Source organism: Arthrobacter sp. Soil764 (genome assembly GCF_001428075.1).
Lineage (GTDB): Bacteria > Actinomycetota > Actinomycetes > Actinomycetales > Micrococcaceae > Arthrobacter.
The window spans coordinates 193759-217604 of record NZ_LMSI01000021.1 but is presented as its reverse complement, the minus strand read 5'-3'; the positions used below and the strand labels follow the sequence as shown (position 1 = coordinate 217604).

The 23846-nt window shown below is 65.7% G+C and carries 26 protein-coding genes and 1 tRNA gene; 17 read left to right on the top strand and 10 right to left on the bottom strand.

From position 1 onward, the window contains the following. Position 1: 1 nt before the first annotated feature. The gene (locus ASG86_RS15270) at positions 2 to 328 is read left to right on the top strand and encodes a phage holin family protein (RefSeq protein WP_235565196.1); all 327 of its coding nucleotides are present in this window, start codon (positions 2 to 4) and stop codon (positions 326 to 328) included. After that, complete coding sequence (locus ASG86_RS15265) at positions 325 to 987, top strand: DUF3618 domain-containing protein (protein WP_056336094.1); 663 nt, start codon at positions 325 to 327, stop codon at positions 985 to 987. Before ASG86_RS15270 ends, ASG86_RS15265 begins: the two co-directional genes overlap by 4 nt. Before the next feature lie 207 nt (positions 988 to 1194). On the opposite strand, the gene ASG86_RS15260 is transcribed toward ASG86_RS15265, so the two are convergent. Continuing rightward, positions 1195 to 2016, bottom strand: a complete 822-nt coding sequence (locus ASG86_RS15260) for a LysR family substrate-binding domain-containing protein (RefSeq protein WP_200946275.1) — start codon at positions 2014 to 2016, stop codon at positions 1195 to 1197. Between ASG86_RS15260 and ASG86_RS15255 the strand changes: the two genes are divergently transcribed. Further along, positions 1979 to 2383 (top strand): DUF5997 family protein, encoded by a 405-nt coding sequence (locus ASG86_RS15255; RefSeq protein WP_056336091.1) that lies wholly within the window; start codon positions 1979 to 1981, stop codon positions 2381 to 2383. The genes ASG86_RS15260 and ASG86_RS15255 overlap by 38 nt on opposite strands. Before the next feature lie 3 nt (positions 2384 to 2386). On the opposite strand, the gene ASG86_RS15250 is transcribed toward ASG86_RS15255, so the two are convergent. Continuing rightward, positions 2387 to 2770, bottom strand: coding sequence for a VOC family protein (locus ASG86_RS15250; protein WP_056336088.1), 384 nt, complete (start codon positions 2768 to 2770; stop codon positions 2387 to 2389). A 179-nt stretch (positions 2771 to 2949) separates the two neighbouring features. Between ASG86_RS15250 and ASG86_RS15245 the strand changes: the two genes are divergently transcribed. Continuing rightward, positions 2950 to 3567 (top strand): hypothetical protein, encoded by a 618-nt coding sequence (locus tag ASG86_RS15245; RefSeq protein WP_235565195.1) that lies wholly within the window; start codon positions 2950 to 2952, stop codon positions 3565 to 3567. Between the two features lie 60 nt (positions 3568 to 3627). Continuing rightward, on the top strand, positions 3628 to 4236 hold the full coding sequence (locus tag ASG86_RS15240; protein WP_056336082.1) for a DUF6919 domain-containing protein: 609 nt from the start codon (positions 3628 to 3630) through the stop codon (positions 4234 to 4236). 41 nt (positions 4237 to 4277) lie between these two features. Here the strand turns inward: ASG86_RS15240 and ASG86_RS15235 are convergent, their stop codons facing one another. Continuing rightward, positions 4278 to 4760: a pyridoxamine 5'-phosphate oxidase family protein gene (locus ASG86_RS15235; RefSeq protein ID WP_056336078.1), complete on the bottom strand. Its 483-nt coding sequence runs from the start codon at positions 4758 to 4760 to the stop codon at positions 4278 to 4280. Between the two features lie 66 nt (positions 4761 to 4826). Beyond that, positions 4827 to 6272: a flavin monoamine oxidase family protein gene (locus ASG86_RS15230; protein ID WP_082566807.1), complete on the bottom strand. Its 1446-nt coding sequence runs from the start codon at positions 6270 to 6272 to the stop codon at positions 4827 to 4829. An 81-nt stretch (positions 6273 to 6353) separates the two neighbouring features. On the opposite strand from ASG86_RS15230, the gene ASG86_RS15225 reads away from it, so the two are divergent. Beyond that, complete coding sequence (locus tag ASG86_RS15225) at positions 6354 to 7046, top strand: TetR/AcrR family transcriptional regulator (protein ID WP_056336075.1); 693 nt, start codon at positions 6354 to 6356, stop codon at positions 7044 to 7046. A gap of 18 nt (positions 7047 to 7064) precedes the next feature. On the opposite strand, the gene ASG86_RS15220 is transcribed toward ASG86_RS15225, so the two are convergent. Then, positions 7065 to 7988 carry an NADP-dependent oxidoreductase gene (locus tag ASG86_RS15220; protein ID WP_056336072.1) on the bottom strand — a complete coding sequence of 308 codons (924 nt, stop codon included), beginning with the start codon at positions 7986 to 7988 and terminating at the stop codon, positions 7065 to 7067. 153 nt (positions 7989 to 8141) lie between these two features. On the opposite strand from ASG86_RS15220, the gene ASG86_RS15215 reads away from it, so the two are divergent. After that, positions 8142 to 9269, top strand: coding sequence for an L-talarate/galactarate dehydratase (locus ASG86_RS15215; RefSeq protein WP_056336069.1), 1128 nt, complete (start codon positions 8142 to 8144; stop codon positions 9267 to 9269). A gap of 9 nt (positions 9270 to 9278) precedes the next feature. Continuing rightward, positions 9279 to 9983, top strand: a complete 705-nt coding sequence (locus tag ASG86_RS15210) for a FadR/GntR family transcriptional regulator (protein WP_056336066.1) — start codon at positions 9279 to 9281, stop codon at positions 9981 to 9983. Positions 9984 to 10118: 135 nt separating this feature from the next. On the opposite strand, the gene ASG86_RS15205 is transcribed toward ASG86_RS15210, so the two are convergent. Continuing rightward, a tRNA-Leu gene (locus tag ASG86_RS15205) sits at positions 10119 to 10201 on the bottom strand. A gap of 383 nt (positions 10202 to 10584) precedes the next feature. Here ASG86_RS15205 and ASG86_RS15200 point away from each other — a divergent pair. The 7 genes from ASG86_RS15200 to pknB are packed head-to-tail and all read left to right on the top strand — an operon-like array spanning position 10585 to position 20074. After that, positions 10585 to 11325 carry an FhaA domain-containing protein gene (locus tag ASG86_RS15200; RefSeq protein ID WP_056336063.1) on the top strand — a complete coding sequence of 247 codons (741 nt, stop codon included), beginning with the start codon at positions 10585 to 10587 and terminating at the stop codon, positions 11323 to 11325. Further along, positions 11322 to 11801: an FHA domain-containing protein FhaB/FipA gene (locus tag ASG86_RS15195; RefSeq protein WP_056336060.1), complete on the top strand. Its 480-nt coding sequence runs from the start codon at positions 11322 to 11324 to the stop codon at positions 11799 to 11801. The genes ASG86_RS15200 and ASG86_RS15195 overlap by 4 nt, the downstream gene beginning before the upstream one ends. A gap of 2 nt (positions 11802 to 11803) precedes the next feature. Beyond that, on the top strand, positions 11804 to 13486 hold the full coding sequence (locus ASG86_RS15190) for a PP2C family protein-serine/threonine phosphatase (protein WP_056336057.1): 1683 nt from the start codon (positions 11804 to 11806) through the stop codon (positions 13484 to 13486). Continuing rightward, entirely contained in the window at positions 13483 to 14871 is a 1389-nt protein-coding gene (locus tag ASG86_RS15185) for an FtsW/RodA/SpoVE family cell cycle protein (RefSeq protein WP_056336053.1), read from the top strand. The genes ASG86_RS15190 and ASG86_RS15185 overlap by 4 nt, the downstream gene beginning before the upstream one ends. Next, positions 14868 to 16328 (top strand): penicillin-binding transpeptidase domain-containing protein, encoded by a 1461-nt coding sequence (locus ASG86_RS15180; protein WP_056336049.1) that lies wholly within the window; start codon positions 14868 to 14870, stop codon positions 16326 to 16328. The genes ASG86_RS15185 and ASG86_RS15180 overlap by 4 nt, the downstream gene beginning before the upstream one ends. Continuing rightward, positions 16325 to 18049, top strand: a complete 1725-nt coding sequence (locus ASG86_RS15175; RefSeq protein ID WP_056336046.1) for a protein kinase domain-containing protein — start codon at positions 16325 to 16327, stop codon at positions 18047 to 18049. The genes ASG86_RS15180 and ASG86_RS15175 overlap by 4 nt, the downstream gene beginning before the upstream one ends. A 15-nt stretch (positions 18050 to 18064) precedes the next feature. After that, the gene (pknB, locus tag ASG86_RS15170) at positions 18065 to 20074 is read left to right on the top strand and encodes a Stk1 family PASTA domain-containing Ser/Thr kinase (RefSeq protein ID WP_056336043.1); all 2010 of its coding nucleotides are present in this window, start codon (positions 18065 to 18067) and stop codon (positions 20072 to 20074) included. A gap of 46 nt (positions 20075 to 20120) precedes the next feature. On the opposite strand, the gene ASG86_RS15165 is transcribed toward pknB, so the two are convergent. From ASG86_RS15165 to ASG86_RS15160, 3 genes are read right to left on the bottom strand one after another with little or no spacing between them, the layout of a single operon-like run. Beyond that, positions 20121 to 20762, bottom strand: coding sequence for an aminodeoxychorismate/anthranilate synthase component II (locus ASG86_RS15165; protein WP_056336041.1), 642 nt, complete (start codon positions 20760 to 20762; stop codon positions 20121 to 20123). Continuing rightward, positions 20759 to 20929, bottom strand: coding sequence for a hypothetical protein (locus ASG86_RS20810; protein WP_200946274.1), 171 nt, complete (start codon positions 20927 to 20929; stop codon positions 20759 to 20761). The genes ASG86_RS15165 and ASG86_RS20810 overlap by 4 nt, the downstream gene beginning before the upstream one ends. Positions 20930 to 20931: 2 nt before the next feature. After that, on the bottom strand, positions 20932 to 21720 hold the full coding sequence (locus ASG86_RS15160; RefSeq protein WP_056336038.1) for a class E sortase: 789 nt from the start codon (positions 21718 to 21720) through the stop codon (positions 20932 to 20934). A 173-nt stretch (positions 21721 to 21893) separates the two neighbouring features. Here ASG86_RS15160 and ASG86_RS15155 point away from each other — a divergent pair, with 173 nt between their 5' ends. Both ASG86_RS15155 and ASG86_RS15150 read left to right on the top strand, forming a co-directional pair. Continuing rightward, entirely contained in the window at positions 21894 to 22145 is a 252-nt protein-coding gene (locus tag ASG86_RS15155) for a cell division protein CrgA (RefSeq protein ID WP_018769892.1), read from the top strand. Positions 22146 to 22176: 31 nt separating this feature from the next. Further along, positions 22177 to 22782, top strand: coding sequence for a DNA-3-methyladenine glycosylase I (locus ASG86_RS15150; protein ID WP_056336034.1), 606 nt, complete (start codon positions 22177 to 22179; stop codon positions 22780 to 22782). 219 nt (positions 22783 to 23001) lie between these two features. On the opposite strand, the gene ASG86_RS15145 is transcribed toward ASG86_RS15150, so the two are convergent. Further along, positions 23002 to 23466, bottom strand: a complete 465-nt coding sequence (locus ASG86_RS15145) for a carboxymuconolactone decarboxylase family protein (RefSeq protein WP_156386196.1) — start codon at positions 23464 to 23466, stop codon at positions 23002 to 23004. Between the last annotated feature and the right edge of the window lie 380 nt (positions 23467 to 23846).

Genomic DNA, 23846 nt, shown 5'->3' with positions numbered 1-23846 from the left:
CCTGATGCGCCAGGAAGTGGAGCTGGCCAAGGCCGAAGCGAAGCAGTCCGCCACCCGTGCAGGGAAAGGCGCCGGCATGCTCGCCGGCGCCGGCGTGGGCGGGCACTTCGTGCTGCTCTTCCTGTCCCTGGCCCTGATGTGGGCCCTSGGSGCCATCATGCCCCTGGGCTGGTCCGCGCTGATCGTCGCCGTGATCTGGGGCATCATCGCCGCGGTCCTGGCCTCCATCGGCCGCAAGGAACTCAAGCAGATCAAGGGCCTGCCCCAAACCGGGGAAACCCTCTCAGAAATTCCCCCAACCCTAAAACCAGGTGAGGTAAACCGATGAGCGAAAACCCTGACGTCATCCGCGCAGACATAGAAGCCACCCGGGCCCGGCTGGGCACCAACGTGGACGCCGTGGCAGACAAGGTCACCCCGTCCAACATCGTCCACCGCCAAACCGACAAAGTGAAGGACGCCGTGACCGGGGTGAAGGAGAAAATCATGGGAGCAGCAGACACCGCCACCACCAAGGYCCACGACACCACCTCCACCGGCGCCGGGCACACCACCAMCGCCATGCACTCCGCCGGCGACAGCCTGCACCAGGCACAGGACAGCGTCTCGGCCAAACTCAGCGACGCCGGCCASGCCGTCTCCGCCGCCCCGGACCAGGTCAAAGCCAAAACCGCCGGGAACCCCCTGGCCGCCGGGCTGATCGCGTTCGGCGCCGGTATGCTGGTCTCCTCGCTGATCCCGGCAAGCCAGAAGGAACGCGAAGCCGCGGACCAGCTCAAAACGGCAGCCCAGCCCCTGGCCACCCAGGTCACCGACGCCGCCAARWMCATGGCCCARGACCTGAAGGAACCAGCCCAGGAAGCCATGGAAAACGTCAAGGCAACCGCCACCGACGCCGCCCAAAACGTCAAAACCGAAGGCCAAATGGCCGCCGCCGACGTCAAGGACCGCGCCACCGACGCCAAAGACAACGTCCAAAACACCTAAACNAACCGCCACCGACGCCGCCCAAAACGTCAAAACCGAAGGCCAAATGGCCGCCGCCGACGTCAAGGACCGCGCCACCGACGCCAAAGACAACGTCCAAAACACCTAAACCCCGTGGGTAACCACGCACCATGGCAAAGCCGGATCCGCACCCCGCGGACCGGCTTTGCTGCTGCCGGGCCTAAGTGCCGGGCCGCAAAGCTTCCGCTAGCGTTTGCCCTTCTTGCGTGAGCCGCGGCCGCGGCCCTTGTCCGGGTTGGGTGCGTAGCGCTGGGCCACCTTGGGCGCCTTCTTGGCGCCGGTCCCCCGACGGTCCGGCTTCGGCTCCTTCTTCACCTTCTCAGGCTGCGCGGATGGCTGGCGTGAACTTTGGGCGGTGCGGCCACGAACGATGCCGATGAATTCCTCCAGCACCTCATCCGTTGCCTCGGTGGGCCAGGCCAGCGCGATTTCGGTGCCGTCCGCCCCGCTGAGCCTGCGCGCCACAGTGTCTTTGACGTTGAAGTGGCGGGCCACCGACATGGGCAGGACCACCAGGCCGGCGCCGGCGGCAACCACCTGGAGCGCGGCCTCGGGTCCGCCCAGGGCGGCAACGTCGAGGAACGATTCCTGCGAGAGGTCGGCGAGGGCCACTTCCTCGAACACGGAAATCTCGTGACCCTTCGGCGCCACCACCACGGGCTGTTCCTCGTAGAGGGGTATGGCACTGAGCCCGTCCCGGTCGATGGGCAGACGGACGAAGGCCATGTCCGCCTGGCTCTCCCGGAGCGCCCCAAGCTGCCCGTCGTCGTCGACCATAAATGCTTCAAGGGGAATATGTGGCATCCGCTCTTCCCAGCGGCGGATCCATTTGCCCGGGGTAACCCCGGCTACATAAGCGATGCGAAGCACGCGTGGCGCCGCCCCGTCAGGAGCGGCGTGGGCGTCAGGCGTGGGGGCATTGTCGGCGGGCACGTCTTCACAGTACCCGCCGCCCGGATACCCTTGAAGCATGACCTCTGCAAACTCCCAGTCCATGAAGCCGGCCACCGTTGCCAAGAAACTTGGCATCTATCTCCCGGCCACGCCGCAGGAGTTCCAGGATTCGACCATCAGCCGCGAGGACTTCGCCGAGCTTCAGGCCAACCCGCCGGAATGGCTCGCCGAGCTCCGCCGCAACGGCCCGCACCCCCGCCCTGTGGTAGCGCAAAAGCTGAACGTGTCCATCAGCGGCCTGGCCCGCGGCGGTGTGGAGGAAGCGCTCACGACGGCGGAAATCACCGCACTGCTGCAGGCTCCGCCGCAGTGGCTGGTCACCGAACGCGCCACGCACGCGGCCGTCCGCGCCGAGGCGCAGAGGGTCAAGGAAGAGGCTGCGAAGAAGCAGGCCAAGAAGGACCGGGCACAGGCTGAATAGCCGTCAGTCCTGGTGGATCTGAATGTAGTTGCCGCAGCCGTCGTCGAACACCGCACTGGTGCCGAACGGATCCGTAGTGGGCGGGGTTTTGAAACTGACTCCGGCGGCCATGAGCCGCTCGTACTCCGCCTGCACATCGGGAACCCCGAAGACGATCGCCGGAAGCCCTGCCTCGCGCACGGCGTTCATGTAGTCCGCCCCGATCGGGTTGTCGCTGGGTTCAAGGAGAAGGCCTGCTGAGCTGCTGTCCGGCGCTCCCGGATCCTTGATGATGTAAAGGTTGTACTCCGGCATCGCCATGAGCGTGTCAAAGCCGAGCGTGCCCGTGTAGAAGGCGTGGGCCGCGGCGGGGTCCTGGACGTGGATGCTGCACATCTTGAGTCGCATGCCTTCACGCTACCTCCCACCCGCGGGTCCGTGGCACAGCCTGACTCCCCTTTTTGGCCGCCATTGACGCTCTGCCCGGAAGACGGTCCAATGGAAGGACCAGCCCTGGCTTACCGGCCGGGCCTGGTCCTTCGATTGGATGCTGGAGGTGCAGGATGTCAGTCGTGGTGGAGTCCTTGATGCACGGTCTGCTTCAGGGTGCGTGGGCGGTCCTGCTGTGCGGCCCCGTGCTGGTGGCCAGCGTGGCCGCCACCGTTTTCGTCGTACGACGCCGGGCCCTGGTTTCCACAGGCAGCGGGGCTACGGGCAGCGCACCCGAAGGCGGGGACCAGCTTTTCTGGGATCTCTTCCTTGGCGCCTGCGTGGCCCTTCCTGCATTGTTGATCCCCGCCCTGGTATCGCCATGGGCTGGACTGGTCCTGGCAGGGGCGGCTGCTGCGTCAGGCGTCGCCGCGTACCGCGGGAGCCCACGGTTCCTGGCCTGGCGCAACGCGCGCCGGGAAGAGCGGCAGCGGCTTTCCGCCCATCAGGCCGCCGGGGTCCGGCATGACGAGCTCATGCGCCGGTGGCGGCGCTACGAACTGGACCCGGCGTGCAGCATCGACTATCCGGCACTGACGGACGTCCGGCTGCCGGAAACGTCTGCCCTCATCAAGGCGATGCGGACAGCGGACCAGCTGCGGACTGCCACGCACAAGGGTTACCCGGACGCCGTCGGAAGCCTGGCAGCATCGCTGGCTGCAGCGGAACGGGCGGCGGGGATTCCCGCCGGTCTGCCCGCTGAACAGGCGGGCTGACGTTAACTGCTGTGTCGCAGGTGTTGCATCGGCAGGCAGGCCCGGCGATAGCATCCGAAGATGAAGCCTGAAGAAGTTCCTGTCCACGATCAGTACGGCCGGCTGCTGGAGGACCGCGGAGTCTGGCGCCAGGCCACCAGCCTGGAGGCCGCCGGCGAACTGACCGCCCGCTGGCTGGAAGGCGGCAGTTCCTACCAGCCGGGCCATTTTGCCGCCGGCTCCGACGACGAGACCAAACCCATCGCCTCAGCCCTGGCCGAACTGAACCGGAACGGACTGTTCACCAGGGAATCCCAGCCGGGAATACGGGCCGACGATGCTGCACAGCGGCAGTATGTGACGGGCTTTTGCAGTGCAGGCACGGCAGGCAGCCTGCTGGCGCTGTCCACCCGCACGGAACTGGTGACCGTAGCCCACGCGCCGGGCGAGGCAAGCAGCGCTGCCATTCCCGTGACGCTCGCTGGACCGGAGATCACCACGGTGCTCGGCTCCAGCGAGAATCCCGTGGAGGAGGATCAGATCCGGGACTGGGCGGATGAGACCAACGATGCCCTGGCCCTCCTGCTCGCGGATTCCTGGTACGTGGAAATCCTGGACCCGGTGTGGGGGCGCAATGACGTGCTGCTGCCGGCAGTGCTCGTGGCATTGAAAGAGGCGGAGCAGCCTTAGCCGCCCCGCCCCGTTCGATATCCGGCCTTACAAGCTGCGCCTTACAACTCCACGGTGCCGCTTTCGCCAACACTCATCCGGCTGTTGGTGACCTTTGACTTCACCCACTGCAGAACCGTGGCGGCCGTGCCGCCCGGGCTGGTCCAGTACTCGGCGGAGTCCGAATCGATGCGCAGCAGGCACACCTCGGGAGTATCCGGGCCGTCGGGGAACCAGGCTTCAACCGCCTGGTTCCAGAGTTCGTGGATCTTGGCCCGGTCAGTGACCACCTCGGCGGTTCCGGCCACGGACACCCATTCGGTGTTCTTGCCAAAGGCGGCGTTGACGCGCGGATCAGCCCGGACATGCGCAACCTGGGATGTGCCGAGCCCTGTGAAGAACCACATGTCGCCGTCGTCCTTTACCTCCTGGACAGCCAGCGGCCGGCTGACGAGGGCGCCTTCTTCGTTGATGGTGGTGACCATTCCGATCTTGGAATCGTTGATGATCTCCGTAACCTTGCTGATGCTCTGGGCGTCAGTCATGCCTCACCTCGTTCGTCTGAAGTCGGGGACGCTCCCCGCCGCCAGCCTATTAGTAAGCATGCTTATTTACCAGCCGGCAGTCACCGGCACCTTAGCGACCTCGGCGATGCGGGCAGCGGTGATGCGGCCCATCCGGATGGCGCCGTCCACGTGCTGGTAGCCCTCGGCCGCAAGGTCGGAGGATGACCAGTAGATGGGGCCCACGGGCGTGTTCTGGTCCTTGCCATAGCGGTGCAGTCCGCCCAAATCGTAGCTGGATGCGTAGGCGCCGCGGGTCCATTCCTCCGAGCCCCAGTCGGACTCGTAGTACACCTCCGGGGCCAGGGCCTCGTCGCCGAGGTAGCCGGCGATCGATTCCAGGATGGCCTTCTTGCGCTCATCAGGGCTGAGCTCGAAGACGGCGTCCGCCTTCTCGTCCGAGACGAAGCCCACCAGGGTGCCGCGCGGGTCGCCATGGTTGGTGTTGTCGTAGACCTCCTGGACCAGGGCGTCTGCCCCGAAGCAGGTGCCGGAGAGTCCCTTGTCCCGCCAGAAGGGCGTGCCATAGACGGCATGCACCTTGATGACCAGGCCCAGGGACTGGTGCTGGTGCATCTGGTGCTGGCGGCGCGGCAGCGGCGGGTTGAAGGAGACCCGGGAGTAGAGGTTGGGCGGAACAGCCATGATCACAAACCTGGCATTGACCGTGGCGCGGTCCGATATCACGGAGACGCGGTGGCCGCCGTCCGAATCAGGTTCCCAGTTGATGGTGCGCACCGGGGAGTCAAGGATCACGTCGTCACCCAGTTCCCGGGCCTGAAGCAGCGAGACCTGCTGCATCCCGCCCACCACGCGGCGGTCAAGGATGAAGTCCTCGTCCGTCAGGTGGGTGAACGAACCTGCGGAAGCTGCCATGAGGACCGCCTGCAGGGCGGAGAAGGCATGGGCGGGTTTAGTGAGCATGCCGCCAGCGATGAAGAGGCCGATGTTCCTGCACGCTTCCTCGTTGGCCGAGTTCTGCCGCAGCCAGTGATGGAAGGAAACGGTGTCCAGTTCCCGCGCCTTGGGATGGGCCCACGGTTCCGTCGGGCCGATTTCCGCGGCCAGGCCATCCAGCAGGGCCACCAGGCGGTCCATCTCGACGGCGGTGTCCGGGTCCACGGGGAAGGTGTCGCCGGTGTAGCGCACGGGTGTGCCGTCCGCGCCGATGTAGATGGACTCGCCGTCCCGGTAGCGCGGATAGGTTTCGAGGTTCAGCTCCTGGATCAGGTCCAGGAGGGCGGTCTGGTCCGGGGAGACCCACTGGCCGCCGATCTCGAGCATCGCACCGTCCACGGTGTCGGTCCAGGTGCGGCCGCCCACGCGGTCGCGGGCCTCCAGCACAGCGACGGTGAGGCCGGCTTTCTTCAGTTCACGGGCGGCGGTGAGTCCGGACGGCCCGGCTCCAACGACCACGACGTCGCGGTTCAGGTTCAGCATGATGTCCTCTCTGCGTCCCTTGGTGACGGGGACCACTAAATGAATGCCATTCATTTATTAGAACTATAGCTGGTTCCTGCCGGGAGCGGAAGTACCGGATGGAATAATGCAGGGGACATCGACGAAAGGGCAGCAATGCCGGCAGTATCAGCCGCACAGGGACGCTCCACCAGCAACGGCGGAGCACAGAGGAGGCGGGCAGGCCGACCGTCCGCGGCGGTACTGGACAAGGCCGGAATCACGGCAGCCGCGCTGGAACTCATCAGCCGCAAGGGCTATGGCGGGCTGACCATGGCCGCGCTGGCCAAGGTGCTGGAGGTAGCACCGTCCGCCCTGTACAACCACGTGGCCTCAAAGCAGGACGTGCTGCTCCTGGTCGAGGACCACCTGATGTCCCTGGTGGACCTCTCGGGATTCGGCGGCGGGAGCTGGGAGGACGCCGTCCGGGCCTGGGCATGGAGCTACCGGGATGTGTTCGCCGAGCACACTCCGCTGATCCCCGTGATCGCCGTCCTGCCCGTGACAGACGCGCCGCAGACCCTTGCCATGTACGAAACCGTGAGCAAGGGGTTCCTCGACGCCGGGTTCCCCCAGGAACGCATCATCCCCGCCATCGTGGCGCTGGAGTCCTTTATCTTTGGGTCGGCGTATGACGTCACCGCTCCGGAGGACATCTTCGATTCCGGCTCCATGGCAGGGTCCACCCCCAACTTCTCCGCGGCGGTGCGCAGTTCGGCGGCCGGCCAGGAGCGTGGACGGCCTGCCGATACCGCCTTCAGCCTGGGGCTTGATGCGCTGATTTCCGGGCTGGGCGCGCTGCGGAAGTAGGAGACCGGAAGGCCCGAATCAGGCGTCCACGGCGACCACGATTTTGCCCCGGGTATGCCCCTCCATGTTCAGGCGGAAAGCCTCGGCGGACTGGGCCAGCGGGAGAACCTTGGCAACCTCCACCCGGATGTTCCGCTGGTCCACCAGTTCGGCGAGTTCCTGCAGGTCCGCTCCGACCGGGCTGACCCACATCCAGGTGCCGCCATGCTCCTCCACCTCGCTGTCGGCGATGGATGCATGCCTCCCGCCTTCGGCCAGTACCGCCAGGGTCGCGTCGAGATTTCCCCCGGCGAAATCGGCAACCACTTCCACGCCGCCGGAACGCAGCGCGCGTACGCGGTCAGCAAGGCCCTCCCCATAGGCAACCGGTTCGGCTCCCAGGGAGCGGAGGAATTCGTGGTTCTTTTCAGAGGCCGTGGCGATAACCTTCGCACCTAGTGCCACCGCGATCTGGATGCCGAGTGACCCCACCCCGCCGGCGCCGCCGTGGATCAGGACAGTCTCACCGGACGTGAGGCCCAGCCGGTTCAGGACCTGGTAAGCGGTCAGCCCGGCCAACGGAAGCCCCGCCGATTCATTCCAGCCAAGTGAGGCGGGCTTGCGGGCCAGCAGTCTTTCCGGCAAGGCGATGTACTCGGCAAAACTTCCGCCGTGGACATAATCCTTGCGGCCGTAGGCTATGACCTCGTCGCCGGGCTGGAACTGCCGGGCATCGATACCCACGGATTCAACAACCCCCGCCACGTCCCATCCGGGGATCGCTGGAAACTGCAGGTCCATTGCCGCATCCAGGTAGCCGGCCATGATCTTCCAGTCCACTGGGTTAACTGCGGCCGCCTTCACTTTGACCAGGACCATGCCCGGCCCCACCTTGGGCACAGGCACATCGGTCAGTTCGAGGACGTCCGGGGTTCCGTATTCACTGTAGGTAATTGCCTTCATGCCTTCGATAACGGCGCAGTGGGACGCCGCTATTCCAGTTCCCCTGGAGGAGTGGCTTAGGACACCGGCCGCTCACACTTGTAATACAAGTAGTTAACTTATATCCTAGGAGTGTGGGCGAAGGAGCCCAGCCCCCCGCTTCCAGGAGAATCCATGAGCACTGTCGATCTGATCCGACACGTTAAGCTGTCCACCGCCCGCCTTCCCCTCGCCGTTCCCATCAGCGACGCCAAGGTCTTCACCGGCCGGCAGAAGCCCATGACCGAGGTGGTCTTCCTGTTCGCGGAAATCACCACGGAGCTGGGCCACTCCGGCATCGGCTTCAGCTACTCCAAGCGCGCAGGCGGCCCCGCACAGTACGCGCACGCCAAGGAGGTCGCCGCAGGCCTCATTGGCGAGGACCCCAATGACATCGCGAAGATTTACACCAAGCTGCTCTGGGCAGGCGCCTCCGTGGGCCGCTCAGGCGTTGCCACCCAGGCCCTCGCCGCCGTCGACATCGCTTTGTACGACCTCAAGGCCAAGCGCGCCGGGCTGCCGCTGGCGAAGTTCCTCGGGTCCTACCGCGACTCGGTGCGGACCTACAACACGTCCGGCGGCTTCCTGAACGCCACCCTGGACGAAGTGAAGGCACGGGCCACGCAATCGATCGAGGAAGGCATCGGCGGCATCAAGATCAAGGTGGGCCTGCCGGACAGCAAGGAAGACCTGCGCCGCGTGGCCGGCATCCGCGAACACATCGGCTGGGACGTTCCGCTCATGGTGGACGCGAACCAGCAATGGGATCGCGCCACCGCCCTCCGCATGGGACGCCGCCTCGAGGAATTCGACCTCGTCTGGATCGAGGAGCCGCTGGACGCCTACGACTTCGAAGGCCACGCCCACCTGTCGCAGGTCCTGGACACGCCCATCGCCACCGGTGAAATGCTCGCCTCCGTCGCCGAGCACAAGGGCCTCATGAACGCCAACGGCTGCGACATCATCCAGCCGGATGCCCCGCGCGTCGGCGGCATCACCCAATTCCTGCGCCTGGCCGCCCTCGCGGACGAACGCGGGCTGGGCCTGGCACCGCACTTCGCCATGGAAATCCACCTCCACCTCGCGGCGGCCTACCCCCGCGAACCCTGGGTGGAGCACTTCGACTGGCTGGACCCCCTGTTCAACGAGCGGCTGGAGACCAAAAATGGCCGCATGATCGTCCCGGACCGCCCCGGACTCGGGGTCACGCTCAGCGAGCAGGCCCGTGCCTGGACCACCGAAAGTGTGGAGTTCGGCGCGTAATCTTGAGCCATGAGCCGGAACCTCACCGCGGACCTTGCCGCTGACCTTCGCACCCGCATCGTCGACGGCGTGATTCAGCCCGGCGAGAAGCTGCCCAGCGAGAACACGCTCATCAGCGATTTTGGCGTCAGCCGTACGGTGGTCCGCGCCGCCCTCACCCGGCTCCAGGCTGAGGGGCTTGTCGAAACCGAGCGGGGGCGCGGCAGCTTCGCCCTCACTCCCCCCACGGAAGGTCCTCAGGCAGTGCCGGGTGGCCGTCCGGTGGCCACCACCGAAGACAGGCTGCACCTGCTGGCCTTCCGTATGGGAGTGGAAAGCGAAGCTGCCGCACTGGCCGCGCAAAACCGTACTGACCGGCAGTTACGGGCCGTCAGCGCGGCGCTGGACGCCTTCAGCGAGAGCTCGGACCATCCCGCCCATGCCATGAAGTCGGATTTCGAGTTCCACCGGGCCGTGGCGGCGGCATCCGGCAACCCCTATTACTCCGACTGCCTCGCTGCGCTCGGGCAGACCATGATCGCGATGCCGCGCACCCGGCTGATGACCGGCGCGGAACAGTACGCCCGCGACCACTTCGAGCAGGTGGTGCTGGAGCACCGCTCCATCAGGGACGCGATCGCGGACGGCGACCAGGCTGCCGCGGCGGCCGCCATGCGCAGCCACCTTGCCAACTCACGACGCCGGTTCAAGGCTTCGGCGCGCCCGTCCAGCTAACTTTCCCCCTCGCACGGACTACTCCCCTCCGCGTTCCAAGGGGATTTGACCATATGCCGGGGAGAAGGCGCATGCCGCCGGACCCCGGGAAAGCAGAAGAGCCCCGGTCCTAAGACCGGGGCTCTTCCGATTGCGTGCGCGAGGGGGGATTTGAACCCCCACGCCCTTTCGGACACTGGCACCTGAAGCCAGCGCGTCTGCCGTTCCGCCACTCGCGCGCAACTTCTTCCACTCAGCCAGTTCGGTTTCCCTTACTGCGCCTCGTAAAAGCAGCGAGATCAAGCATAACGGACAGATGCCGCAAATTACCAATTGGCCGCCCTTGCCCCTTCTACAAGCCCGGAACAGCGGCTCAAATGAGCCGCAATACCAGCCCAAAACCGCCCGCCGGAGCCGCGGCAAGACCGTGCCGGGCAGGGCCGGATCTGAACTTTTGCCGGCGCCCGGCCGTTGTGGATTAAGGTCATTCGCGGGGGTGGCCAGTAGTATCGGGTGTAGGAGTGGCCGCTGCCGGCGGGCACGCCACGCAGTGCCGGACCGCCCTGCAGGTGCTGGCCAGCAACAACTACTGCCCCGGAGCCGGGGGGAAAGGAGAAGAACCATGGGTCTGCTGGACAAGGTTGAACGTGGCATTGAAAAGGCCGTCCGCGGCGTCTTCTCCACCGGTTCCAAGGCCCAGGTCGAACCCGTGGAGATCGCCAGCAGGCTCCGCCGCGAGGTGGACCACAAAGCGATCACCGTGGCGGCGGGACGGACTCTGGTTCCCAACGTCTTCGACGTCCAACTCAGTGACGACGACTTCGGACGCGCACAGGAGTGGGGCACGCCGCTGGCCGAAGAACTCTGCGACGTGGTCATCAACCACGTCCGGAGCCAGGGCTACATCCTCCAGGGGCCGGTCCGGATTTCCTTCCGCCGCGAGAGCGCACTTCGCGCCGGTGATTTCGAAATTGCCTCCTCCACCGAGAAGTCCCAAGGCTCCGGCGGAAACCAGCCCAGGCCGAACGTCCCGGCAGCACCGAGCCGCGCGCCCGTGAGGCTGCAGCCTGTCCTGGACATCGAGGGCCAGCGCTATTCGCTAAACGCCCCGTCCATCATCCTGGGCCGGTCATCCGAGGCAGATATCCACATTGAGGACACCGGCGTATCGCGGCGCCACTTGGAAATCCGCACTGCCAACGGAGTCACCAGCGCCGTGGACCTGGGGTCCACCAACGGCAGCTACGTCAACGGCCAAAAGGTCTCCGGCAGCACCGAACTCACAGACGGATCCACCATCACGATGGGACGGACAAAGATCATCTTCCGCCTGCTTCCTGCCAACCCGGGTGGCCGCGCATGAGCGACCTGACCATCACCGCGCTGCGGTTCGGCTTCCTGCTGCTCCTCTGGGTGCTCATCTTCAGCATCGTCTCCGCGATGCGCCGGGACCTCATGCTGGGCCGAAAAGCCGCATCGGGCGTCCCCACCGCCCGCCAGGTCCGCCGGAACCCGGAATTGGCGGAGAACCAGCAGCCCGTCAAGCAGCAGGCCCGCCAACTGGTAGTGGTCGAAGGACCGCTCAAGGGCAGGACCCTGCCCCTGGCAGCCAGCCCCATCCTGCTGGGACGCGCCCAGGAAGCCACCCTGGTGCTCGAGGATGACTACGCTTCCGGCCGCCACGCCAGGCTCTTCCCCCAGGGCAGCCGCTGGTTCATCGAGGATCTCGGCTCCACCAACGGAACCTACCTGGGAGACCAGCAACTTACCCGTGCCCTGCCCGTCGAGCCAGGGGTACCCGTGAGAATCGGCAAGACGGTCATTGAATTGAGGCCGTAACCGTGGCCGAGGCTGAAAACTCCGCAACCGGCTCCAGCCCGGCGCAGCGGCCCCTCATCATGCGCTTCGCGGCGCGGTCCGACGTCGGCCGGATCCGTTCCAAGAATGACGATTCCGCCTACGCCGGACGCCACCTCGCCGTCGTCGCAGACGGCATGGGAGGGCACGCGGGCGGTGACGTTGCCTCAGCCGCAACTGTCCTGGACATGATCCACCTGGACAGTCCGGACCACGGCGACGAAGCCGGCACGATCCTCGCCGATGAAATCCAGACCGCCAACTCTCTGCTCTCCGAACTGGTGCACATCAACCCCAAACTGGCGGGCATGGGCACCACTGTGACGGCGCTCCTGCTCGCTGACGGCAAACTGCACTTCGCGCATATCGGTGATTCACGCGCCTACCGGCTCCGCGACGGCGAATTCAAGCAGATCAGCGTGGACCACACCTTCGTCCAGCGGCTTATCGACGAAGGCCGGCTGCGTCCCGAGGAAGCTGAAACGCACCCCCACAAGAACGTCCTCATGCGCGTCCTGGGCGACGTGGACGCCAGCCCCGAACTCGATCTGGACACCCTTGAAGCCCGGTCCGGCGACCGCTGGCTGCTGTGCTCGGACGGATTGAACTACGTAGCCGCCCACGCCGTGGAGCGGACCGTCCGGGAGACCCACAACCTGCACGAGTGCGCCGAAACCCTTGTCCAGCTGACACTCGAGGCCGGTTCGCCGGACAACGTCACCGTGGTCATGGTGGACATCGTGGAGGAAACGCCCGACGACGTCAGTACCGCCGCCGTCGAAATCGTTCCGCCGGTGCAGGGCAGCAAGCCCGCTGCCGCGGCAGCGGACAGCGGCGGCAAGGGCGGGTCCGCCCCGAACGATGCCAGCCAACAGCCGCGCCCGGAAAAAGACCCGGTTGACGACGGCGCGAAGGACGCGGAAGCCGCTTCCCCTGAGCCGGGCAGCACGGACCCCCACCTCGGTGAGCATCTTTCGGCGGAAGTCCTCCGCGAAGAACTCGCCTCCCGCCCGCATGAACTCGTGGGTGCAGCGGCCGCAGCCGCCGAATCCGGCTCCATTCCAACCGTGGCCGGACGTACCGTCGCACGGCGGGCAGCCACCCTCCTCACCCACAAGGCGGAACCGGCCAGTGAGCCGGAGGACACCCTGCCGGCACTGCGTCCCCGCCGCTGGGTGGCCTGGTCCGTCGCAGCCGCCGTCCTGGTTGTGGTGGCCGTTGGCCTTTGGCTCGGGTACGCGTGGACCCAGACCCGCTACTACGTGGGCGAGTTCGATTCCCGGGTGGCCATCTACAACGGCGTGTCCCAGCGGCTGGGCCCCATCCAGCTGTCCTCGCTTGAAACCGTGACCGAGATCCGCATGGACTCCCTCCCGCCGTTCTCGCAGCAGCGGGTGCGCCAGACCGTCCCCGCCAACGACCTCTACGACGCGCAGCGGATCGTCAAGAACCTGGAGCTCACAGGAACGACGTCGCCCGAGGAGTGCCCCAAGCCTTCGGCCGGCCCCACGGGAAGCCCGAGCCCCTCGGGAAGCGCAGCACCCCCGGCCAGCGCGCCCGCTCCGCCGCCGCCCGCATCGGACGCCCCGGCACCGGCGCCTTCACCTGCACCATCGGGAGCTTCTCCTTCCCCCACTCCGACCATCACCTGCGAGGCTGCCAAATGAGCCAGGTAAGCACTTTGCCCAAGCCTCGCCGCAACGTCGAACTCGCGCTCCTGCTGCTGGCGCTTGCCGTGGGCATCGGCGCGAACATGCTGGTGGGCGTGGACCAGGAAAAGGCCTTCGATTCCGACTTCTGGTTCCAGTCCAGCCTGCTGGCGGTCGCAGCCCTGGTGTTCCACGGCGTCCTGCGCTTCCGCGCAAAGTATGCCGATCCCGTAATACTTCCGATTGTGGTTGCTTTGAACGGTCTGGGCCTGGCGATGATCCACCGCCTCGATGCTCCCGGCGAGGATACGGGGAACAACCAGCTCCGGTGGACCCTGATAGCCATGGCTGTGGCCATCGCGGTGGTGTTTTTCCTCAAGGACCACCGGATCCTGCGCCGGTTCACCTTCATTTCCCTGGCGGCGTCAGCCCTGCTGCTGATCCTGCCCCTTGTGCCGGGAATCAGCGCCGGCGAAATCCTGGGCGCACGGGTGTGGATCAGGTTCGGCCCCATGACGTTCCAGCCGGGCGAAGTAGCCAAGATTACCCTCGCCATATTCTTTGCAGGGTATCTTTCCTCCAACCGTGACCTTATCCTGCTCGCCGGCCGCAAGATCGGTCCCCTGCAGTTCCCCCGGTTCAAGGACATGGGCCCCATGATCACGGCCTGGCTGGTCAGCATCGGTGTCCTCATCTTCCAGCGGGACCTTGGCTCCTCCCTGCTGTTCTTCGGGCTGTTCATCGTCATGATCTACGTGGCCACCAGCCGGATCAGCTGGGTGGTCATCGGCCTGGCCCTGATCCTCGGCGGCGGTTTCGTGGCGGCCCAGGTGTTCTCCCACGTCCAGCAGCGCGTCTACGGCTGGCTCAACGCCTTCTCCCCCGACGTCTATGAAAACGGCAGCCGCCAGGTCATCGAAGGCCTGTTCGGCATGGCCAACGGCGGCCTGGTGGGCACCGGCCTTGGCCAGGGACGCCCGGACCTGGTCCCCTTCGCCAACAGCGACATGATCATCGCGTCCCTGGGCGAGGAACTGGGGCTGATCGGCCTGTTCGCCGTCGTCCTGCTGTACCTGCTGCTGGTCACCCGCGGATTCCGCGCCGCCCTGGGTACCCGCGACGCGTTCGGCAAGCTGCTGGCCTGCGGCCTGTCCTTCGCGGTGGCCCTTCAGTGCTTCGTCGTGATCGGTGGCGTCACCCGGCTCATCCCGTTGACGGGGCTCACCACGCCGTTCCTCGCCGCCGGCGGATCATCCCTCCTGGCCAACTGGATCATCGTGGGACTGCTCCTGATGATTTCCCATGCAGCCCGCGGCCCGGTGGACACCACACCGCTTCCGCCGGCCGGCGCGGCAGCAGCAACCGGCATTGACACTCCAACCGAGGCGGTGAAGCAGGCATGAACCAGGCAATCCGGCACTCATGGGTGGCCGCCGTCGCCATGTTTGCACTGCTGTTCGGCGCCCTCAGTTATGTGCAGGTGGTGGGCGCGGACGACCTCAAGACCAATCCCCTGAACCAGCGCGCCATCCTGCAGAACTACTGCAATGACCGCGGGGCCATCATCGTTGGCGGCACCCCCATTGCCGAGTCGGTGGAAACCGGTTCGGAGACCTGCAAGTTCCAGCGCACCTATACCCAGCCGGAGCTCTATGCCGGCCTCACCGGCTACTTCTCCAAGAACTACGGTGCCACCGGACTGGAGCAGTCCATGGGCGCCGAACTCGCTGGCAACTCCGACCAGCTCTTCCTGGACCGGGTGGGCCAGCTCTTCCTTGGCAACCAGCCCAAGGGCGCCTCAGTGGAGCTCACCATTGATCCCCAGATCCAGCAGCTGGCCTACAGCCTGATTCCGGATGGCCAGCGCGGCTCCATTGTGGTGACGAATCCCAAGACCGGCGCCATCCTGGCCATGGCCTCCAAGCCTTCCTACAACCCCAACTCAGTGGCCACGCAGGACGCCGCCGCGGAACGGGCCAACATCAATGAACTGGTCAAGGTCCCGGGCATTAACCTGAACCAGAACGTCAGCGGCCCCACCGGGGAACTGCTGGCACCGGGCTCCGTCTTCAAGCTCGTGGACACCGCCGCCGCGCTTGCCTCGGGGAAGTACAACAAGGACAGCGAACTTCCCAACCCTGCCGAAATGCCCTTCCCGGGCATCCAGTACAAGCTGCCCAACTACGCGGGCGGCAACTGCTACACCAGGGACACGGCCAGCTTCGCCTTCGCACTGCAACAGTCCTGCAACACTCCCTTCGCGAGCATCGCGCTGGATCTTGGCCGCGACGCCATCGCTGAACAGGCCAAGAAGTTCGGCTTCGGCGAGGATGTCGGGGACCAGCTGAAGCTGGGCCACGCGCTGGGCAATGGGTTCCCCGAGAACCTGGACGGACCCGGCCTGGCGCAGTCGGCCATCGGCCAGAAGGATGTCCGCGCCACGCCGCTGCAGATCAACATGATGACTTCCGCCATTGCCAACGGTGGAAAGCAGATGCAGCCCAACCTCATCAAGACCCTGCGCTCCCCGGACCTTCGGGTGATCGACGAACCGCAGCCGCAGCAGCTGCGCACCTCCACCACCCCGCAGATCGCCAGCCAGATCACGGAATGGATGGCAAGCGCCGTCAGCGAGGGCATTGCCAAGGGTGCCGCGGTCCCCGGCGTCCAGGTGGCCGGCAAGACAGGAACGGCAGAGCTCGGGAACGGAACCAACAACTCTTGGTTCACCGGCTTCGCCCCCGCAAACAACCCGCAGGTGAGTGTCACGATCGTCATGGAAGGCGTGAACATCACCACCGGCGCACAGCTGACCAGTCCTAACGCGAAGAAGATTTTTGAGGCGGTGTTGAATAAGTGAGGCCTACAACCGGAATCACCCTCGGCGGCAGATTCCAGCTGACCACGCGGATTGCGATCGGCGGCATGGGGGAAGTCTGGAAAGCCAAAGACCTCGTCCTGGGCCGCATCGTCGCCATCAAGGTGCTGAAGGAGGAGTACACGGGGGACCCCGGATTCCTCCAGCGCTTCCGTGCGGAGGCCCGCCACACTGCCCTGCTGAACCACGTGGGGATCGCCAACGTCTTTGACTACGGCGAAGAAGAAGGCTCGGCGTACCTGGTCATGGAACTGGTCCCCGGCCAGCCGCTGAGCAGCATCATCGAGCACGAACAGGTGCTGTCACCGGACCGTACGCTCTCGATCATCGCGCAGACCGCCCGCGCTCTGGCCGTTGCCCACGCGCAGGGCCTGGTCCACCGCGACGTCAAGCCCGGCAACCTCCTGATCACCCCTGACGGCCGCGTCAAGGTCACCGACTTCGGCATCGCGCGCCTCGCCGACCAGGTGCCCCTCACGCAGACCGGCCAGGTCATGGGAACCGCCCAGTACCTTTCACCGGAGCAGGCCACGGGCCAGACCGCCACGGGATCCTCGGACATCTACTCGCTGGGTGTCATCGGCTACGAGTGCCTCAGCGGGCACCGTCCGTTCTCCGGGGAATCGCAGATCGCCATCGCCCTGGCACAGGTGAATGACGCTCCGCCTCCCCTTTCGGAGAGCCTGCCGGCCCCGGTGCGCGCCCTCCTGATGTCCATGCTTTCGAAGGACCCCAAGGACCGCCCGGCGAACGCCATCAAGCTGGCCGAAGCAGCCGAGGCTATCCGCAACGGTGACATCAGCGCAGCACGCGCCGCGGTGCCCGGCATGCTTCTTTTCGACGCCGATACCGGGCCCATCACGGCCCCCATTGACACCGCCACTGCCCCCACCGGAGTCATTGGCACCCAGCACGATTCCACCCCCACAGCCACGTCCGCCCTGCCGGTACTCGGTGCCGGGGCAGCCGGTGCTGCCGCCGGAATGGCCGCAGGCGCCGCCGCCGATGGGGACACGCCCAAGGGCCCGCTTGCCCGAGCCAACGCGCTGGCCGCCGAACGGAACTGGGACCAGGAGGAGGAAACGTACGACGACGTGCCCTCCGATGAGCCCCGGCGCAAGGGACGCAGTCCCTGGACATGGCCCCTGGTGGCCCTGATCCTGCTGCTCCTGTTTGCGCTGGTGGGTTTCCTGCTGAACCAGATGGGCTTGTTCTCGCCGTCCGGCAACCCGACGTCGGGCACCACCACCAGCAGCGCGGCCCCTTCATCGGCGACACCCACGCGGACCCCGTCGGCCACTCCCACGCAGACCCGCAGCACACCGACGCCCACTCCCACGCCCGAGCCCACACAGGACACGGTCAACGTGATACCGGCCGCTTACCTCGGCAAGGATTACCGCCAGGTCCAGACTGCCCTTGCGAACCTTGGACTCCAAGTGACCGTCCTGCCGCAGGAGAGCGGAACCGCCGCTCCCGGCACCGTCCTGGAACTGAATCCCACGGGCCCGGTGCCAAAGGGATCGCTTATCACCGTTATCTACGCAACCGCTCCATCCCCGGCCCCCACCACAACCACGGCACCCAAGCCGACGCCTACCCCCACCACGTCCTCGCCCGTTGCGGGTCCCACGCCCATCTCGCCCCTGGCAACCTGCGCGGCCGGCCAAACCGCCGGAACGCCGGCAACCTGCGCGCCGTAATCGTTGGGGCCACCAGTGAATGAGTCACCACGCACACCGTTGCACCGGGAGGATAGCCTGCCGGTGGATAACCGGCGTGTCCTGAGCGGCCGCTACGAACTGGGCAGCCTTATTGGCCGGGGTGGCATGGCGGATGTCTACCGCGGGACCGATACCCGCCTGGGCAGGACAGTGGCCGTCAAACTGCTCCGTCCGGATATGGCCCGGGACCCGCAGTTCCAGGCACGGTTCAAGCGTGAAGCCCAGGCGGTGGCCGCCCTGAACCATCCCTCCATCGTGGCCATTTTCGACACCGGTGAACACCTGGTCCACGACGGCACTGGCGAAGACGTCCGGGTGCCCTACATCGTGATGGAGTACGTCGAGGGCCGGACCCTGCGTGACCTGATCCGTGCAAATGAGGTCGGCATCGACCAGGCCATCGATTACTGCCTGGGCGTCCTGGGCGCGCTCGAGTACAGCCATAAGGCCGGAATCGTCCACCGGGACATCAAGCCGGCCAACGTGATGTACTGCCCCGGCACCAATTCGGTAAAGGTTATGGACTTCGGCATCGCCCGCGCCATCGCCGATTCCTCGGCCACCATGACCCAGACCCAGGCAGTGGTGGGAACGGCGCAATACCTGTCACCGGAGCAGGCGCGCGGCGAATCCGTCGACGCCCGCAGTGACCTGTACTCCGCCGCGTGCCTGCTTTACGAAATGCTGACGTCGCGTCCTCCGTTCGTGGGAGACAGCCCGGTGTCCGTCGCGTACCAGCACGTCCGCGAAATTCCGGACCCTGCCAGCAGCCTGAATCCGAAGGTGTCACCGGCCCTGGACACCGTCCTCGCCAAGGCCCTGCAGAAGAACCGGGATGACAGGTTCCAGGATGCTGCAGCCTTCCGGCGCGCCCTGAGGGCTGCGAAGGCCGGCGTGCCTGTCCCTGCCGTGCCGGCGTCCGAGGCGCCTACCGATCCAAACGACCACGTCCCGCAAGCGGCCCCGCCCACCGAAGCCTTCACGGCAACGGGCGCAAGTTTCCTTGATGACGCCCCCACCGGCCGCCTGGCAGCAACCACGCTTGATGGCGAAGGCGGACCGGGCGTTCCGCTTGAACTTGCGGATGAGGATGGGCCGGACGAATACAGGCCGAACGGGTACCGGGCAGACGGGTACAGCGCGGCTGCGCCGCTCCCGCTTGGCTTCCCTCCGGAACGTGAGCCGAGCACCCGGCAGAAGTCCCGCCGTCGTGCCTGGATCGCCACCCTGGTGATCTTCACCCTGCTGGTACTCGCGGGCGGCGGCCTGTGGCTTTACCAAACGGTCAACCGGCCGGCCCCCGCTCCACCCAAGGTCCCAATACCCGCCGTCGCGTCCATGACGGAGAGCGCGGCACTTCAGGCACTGTATGACGCGGGACTGCGTCCCAGGATCGCACGGGCTGCAAACGATACGGTGCCCAAGGGAACCGCCATCGGGACTGATCCAGCGGCAGGCGGTTCGCTGGATCCGGGGGCGGACGTCATCCTCAACATTTCCGAGGGCCCCAGCTCGGTGAAGGTCCCGGACAGCCTCCCCGGCAAGACTGAGGCTGCCGCCCGCGACATCCTCCGCCAGGCGGGACTGGCCGGCGCGCCGACCACCAGCACGGCCAACAGCGCCACTGTTCCGGCTGGAATCGTCATCACCTCCAACCCGGCGCCGGGCCAGAGCGTTGGCGTGGGCACCAGCGTGGAGCTCATCGTTTCCACCGGCAAGGTGGTGGTCCCGGAGCTGCGGAGCCTGGCCCGTGAAGAGGCGGAGGCGGCCCTGAAGGAGCTTGGCCTGGTGCCTTCTGTGGTCGAGGCGGAGAACTCGCAGGTGGAGCCCGGCAGGGTCACGGACCAGAGCGATCCTGCCAATGCCGCCGTCGTCCAGGGAAAGACCATCACCATCGTTGTGGCCAAGGCGCCGCCGCCACCGCCGCCACCGCCGTCACCCACGGAAACGCCGACCCCCACGGCCACACCGAAGCCGACGCCGACGCCCACCAGGAAGGGCTGACCTCACCCTGGTGGGCCGGGTCGCTTCCCGCCAGCTTTACTGGCGGCTAGTGCTGGATGAGGGGGCTCAGTTTCGCCGCCCGGGCCGCTGCGCCTTTCATGCCCAGCGATTCCAGCCAGTTGCCCAGCATCTGGTACCCGCCTTCGGTGAGGACCGACTCGGGATGGAACTGCACACCGCAGAGCGGCGCCGTCCGGTGCTGCAGGCCCATGACCACACCGGACGCAGTTTGCGCGGTGACTTCCAGGACATCGGGAATGGATTCCCGGACCGCGGCCAGCGAGTGGTAGCGGGTGGCCGTGACGGGGGAGGGGAGCCCAGCGAAAACGCTGGTACCAATGTGCTCCACCTGGGACGTCTTGCCGTGCATGAGTTCAGGGGCGTGGGTCACCTTGCCGCCGAAGGCCTCAGCCAGTGCCTGGTGACCCAGGCATACACCGAACATGGGCACGCTGTTTTCACCGCACCACTTGATCAGCTCGATGCAGATGCCGGCCTCGGCAGGGTTGCCCGGGCCGGGTGAGATGAGGACGCCGTCGCGCGTACCGGCAAGTTCAATTGCCTCCGCCAGCGTAACGTCGTCGTTTCGGACAACCGTGGTTTCGGCGCCCAGCTCCTGGAGGTAGCCCACCAGGGTGTAGACAAAGCTGTCGTAGTTATCCACTACAAGGATCTTGGTTGTGGTCATGGCTGGTCTGTGGAACCAATCGTCGAGTCGGTGAATTGGGTGAAATGGGACATCCAGGGGAACAGGAACTGGACCATCAGTACCAGGGCAATGAAGACCAGTGCCAGCGAGATGGTGATCCTGAGCCAAAGCGGTCCGGGAAGGTGGCGGAAAATCCAGGCGTACACGGTCAGCTCCTTCCGGTGGCTGCTGCAACCTGCGCGGCGATCTCGGCCGGCGGTCCGGCCGCAGCCGGACGCCAACTGTCCAGCAGGGCGTAGGCGATGATGCGTTCTTCCGCGCCGAAGCGGGGATTGCAGCTCGTCATGGTGAGGTAGCTTTCGGTGGGCGTGGCACCGGGCTTGGTGGGGACCGGCTCCAGGACGTCGGTGCGGGAGGGCATCACAATCTGGTTGTTCCGGAAAACGTAGACGTAATAGCCGTCCTTTGTCTGGACGTAAATTTTGTCACCGGGCACCAGCGTGTGGATGTTGTCCAGCACCGCGCCGTGCGTCTGCCGGTGCCCCGCGACGGCAAAGTTGCCCACGGCTCCGGGCATGGCCGTGTTGCTGTAGTGGCCAAGGCCCAGGGTGTCCAGGACGTCCTGGCTGGTTCCCTGGACGATGGGACGGGTGTAGCCGGGGCCAAACCGCGGGATGTACATGATTCCGATCGTTCCTGCATGGCCCGGGGCGGTGCCCACCACCGGTTTGCCGAAATCTTCAGCTGCAGCCGGCGGCGCGGAGGGGGCTGCTGGTGCGGGAGCGGCGCTGCTGAGGTCCTGGGCAAATTCCTTGATGACCTGGCTCTGCTTGGCGTCGGACTCGACGTTGGTCCACCACAGCTGCCATGCCACAAAGAGAAGGAGGATGACGCCGGCGGTTATCAACAGCTCACCCAGAACCTGGATGATGCCAGGCAGCAGGGCACGGCGGGACGCGGGCGCAGTGTGGGGCCCCGCCTTCTCCTGCAATACCACGCGTTCTCCTCCGGGCGTCCGCCCTGGGCACAGGCTGCCCATCAACTGCGGCTAGAATTGGCTGCTAGTAAGAATCCAGATTTGACCAAGATCGCGCAGACCGCTGGCAACTTCCTTCTTGCAGGATACCAAGCCCGGACCGCCGAGCTTGCCCAGCCCGCCAAGGAGAGCCAGTGCCCGAGTCAAAGCCTCGCAAGAAGACCGCCAGCACCGCCCAGCCGGCTTCCCCCCAGGCCTACAAGCCCAACCCCGTGTGGTTCAAGCCGGTCATGTTTGGCCTGATGATTATCGGCCTCTTCTGGATCATCACCTTCTACATCAGTGAGGGCCGCTTCCCCGTGCAGGCCTGGCAGTCGTGGAACATCGTAGCCGGCTTTGGCATTGCGATCGTGGGCTTCCTGATGACCACCCGCTGGCGCTCCTAGCGGCGCCCGCGGACCTTCCAAGGAGGACGCACTGGCTCCCGATTCCGCCGGAGTAATTATCGGCGAGGACGGCCTGGCCCGGCCAGCGTGGGCTGCCTCGGATCCGCTCATGCGGAACTATTACGACCAGGAATGGGGCTTGCCCGTCACTGACGAGCAGGGCCTGTACGAGCGCATCTGTCTGGAGGGCTTCCAGGCGGGACTTTCATGGGCCACCATCCTGCGCAAGCGTCCCGCGTTCCGTGCAGCCTTCGCAGGATTCGATCCGGAAGCCGTGGCGTTGTTCGGCAGCACGGACGTGGACCGGCTGATGCAGGATCCGGGCATCATCAGGAACCGGCTGAAGATCCTGGCCACGATCAGGAATGCGCAGGCAACCTTGGAGTTAAGGAACGACGGCGGGCTGGTGGACTTTGTGTGGGGCTTTGCCCCGGACAGCACCCCGCGGCCGAGGGTGGCCGCCGAGATCCCCACCCAGTCCGCGGAATCGGTTGCCTTGTCCAAGGCACTGCGGAAGCGCGGCTTTTCCTTTGTGGGACCCACCACCATGTTTGCCCTGATGGAGGCTGTGGGAATGGTGGATACCCACCTCTTGGGCAGCCACCGGCGTGGATCCTCCGGCATCTGGCCCGGATAGCACCCTCCCGGTACGAAGCCGGTTATCCCCAGCTGTTGGGAAAGTTATCCACAGTGTGGAAAAGCTCGCCAGGGGGCCCAGGATGGAGCGTTTCGCCCGCGGGGCAGGGCTGATCCGGTTAAACCGGCCGCGCAGATGCCGTTATTAACAGTGTGGAATACCTGTGGATAAAAGGCAGCTGGAGCTCTATGGGTTCCTGCCCTGGACACCGGAATGCTGTCAGCGGTCCCGCTTCACGGGGTGGTGGCTGGTGATGGAGACCCGGTTGAACGCGTTCATGGTCACCGCAACCCAACTCACCGCTGAAAACTCCTCTGCCGTCAGACACTCCCGTGCGGCGGCCTCGGCATGCTCGCGTGACTCCTGGTCCGGGAGTTCGGTGATGCTCTCCACGAGTGCCAGTGCTGCCCGCTCCTTGCCGGTGAAGAGTGCGGTGTCCCGCCATGCCGGCAGGACCGCCAGCCGCTGCGCGCTTTCCCCTGCCTCGACCGCCTTTCGCACATGGAGGTCCAGGCAGTAGGCGCAGCCGTTGATCTGCGAAATCCGGACGTTGAGGAGTTCCAACAGACCCCGTCCGATTCCGGCTTCCTCTGCTGCTTCCTGCACCTTGAGGCCCAAGCCACTGATCGCCTTCCAAAGGGCCGGATGCTGTTTGTCCAGGTACAGGTGCTCGGTGACGCCCACGGGGATCCTTGTCGCTTGAAAGGCTTGGCAGGCAACCATCATAGGCAGGAGTCCACCGGGCAACCGGCCACTTATCCACTTACCAACACCGCAATACCCACAAGTTATCCACAACTGTGGGTAAAGCCGTGGAAATCCTCGGCCTACCGCCGCCGCGGCTTACTCCTGCGGGATTTCCAGCGGGCGAACTACACACCTGTCAGTTATTAACACTGTGTATAAGGGTGTCGATAACATGCTGGCGGCACCCGGGGACAAGCCCTCTGACGCTGTTTGCAATGTCCTTTTCCACAAAAAGCGGGAAGATCTCCGGCTTATCCACTTACACACAGCGATATCCCCACAGGTTATCCACAGATGTGGAGAACGCGGACCAACTT

Coding starts and splice junctions, on each gene's coding strand:
- ASG86_RS15255 (WP_056336091.1), top strand. CDS start 1,979: ATGACCTCTGCAAACTCCCAGTCCATGAAGCCGGCCACCGTTGCCAAG.
- ASG86_RS15250 (WP_056336088.1), bottom strand. CDS start 2,770: ATGCGACTCAAGATGTGCAGCATCCACGTCCAGGACCCCGCCGCGGCC.
- ASG86_RS15245 (WP_235565195.1), top strand. CDS start 2,950: ATGCACGGTCTGCTTCAGGGTGCGTGGGCGGTCCTGCTGTGCGGCCCC.
- ASG86_RS15240 (WP_056336082.1), top strand. CDS start 3,628: ATGAAGCCTGAAGAAGTTCCTGTCCACGATCAGTACGGCCGGCTGCTG.
- ASG86_RS15235 (WP_056336078.1), bottom strand. CDS start 4,760: ATGACTGACGCCCAGAGCATCAGCAAGGTTACGGAGATCATCAACGAT.
- ASG86_RS15230 (WP_082566807.1), bottom strand. CDS start 6,272: ATGAATGGCATTCATTTAGTGGTCCCCGTCACCAAGGGACGCAGAGAG.
- ASG86_RS15225 (WP_056336075.1), top strand. CDS start 6,354: ATGCCGGCAGTATCAGCCGCACAGGGACGCTCCACCAGCAACGGCGGA.
- ASG86_RS15220 (WP_056336072.1), bottom strand. CDS start 7,988: ATGAAGGCAATTACCTACAGTGAATACGGAACCCCGGACGTCCTCGAA.
- ASG86_RS15215 (WP_056336069.1), top strand. CDS start 8,142: ATGAGCACTGTCGATCTGATCCGACACGTTAAGCTGTCCACCGCCCGC.
- ASG86_RS15210 (WP_056336066.1), top strand. CDS start 9,279: ATGAGCCGGAACCTCACCGCGGACCTTGCCGCTGACCTTCGCACCCGC.
- ASG86_RS15200 (WP_056336063.1), top strand. CDS start 10,585: ATGGGTCTGCTGGACAAGGTTGAACGTGGCATTGAAAAGGCCGTCCGC.
- ASG86_RS15195 (WP_056336060.1), top strand. CDS start 11,322: ATGAGCGACCTGACCATCACCGCGCTGCGGTTCGGCTTCCTGCTGCTC.
- ASG86_RS15185 (WP_056336053.1), top strand. CDS start 13,483: ATGAGCCAGGTAAGCACTTTGCCCAAGCCTCGCCGCAACGTCGAACTC.
- ASG86_RS15180 (WP_056336049.1), top strand. CDS start 14,868: ATGAACCAGGCAATCCGGCACTCATGGGTGGCCGCCGTCGCCATGTTT.
- ASG86_RS15165 (WP_056336041.1), bottom strand. CDS start 20,762: ATGACCACAACCAAGATCCTTGTAGTGGATAACTACGACAGCTTTGTC.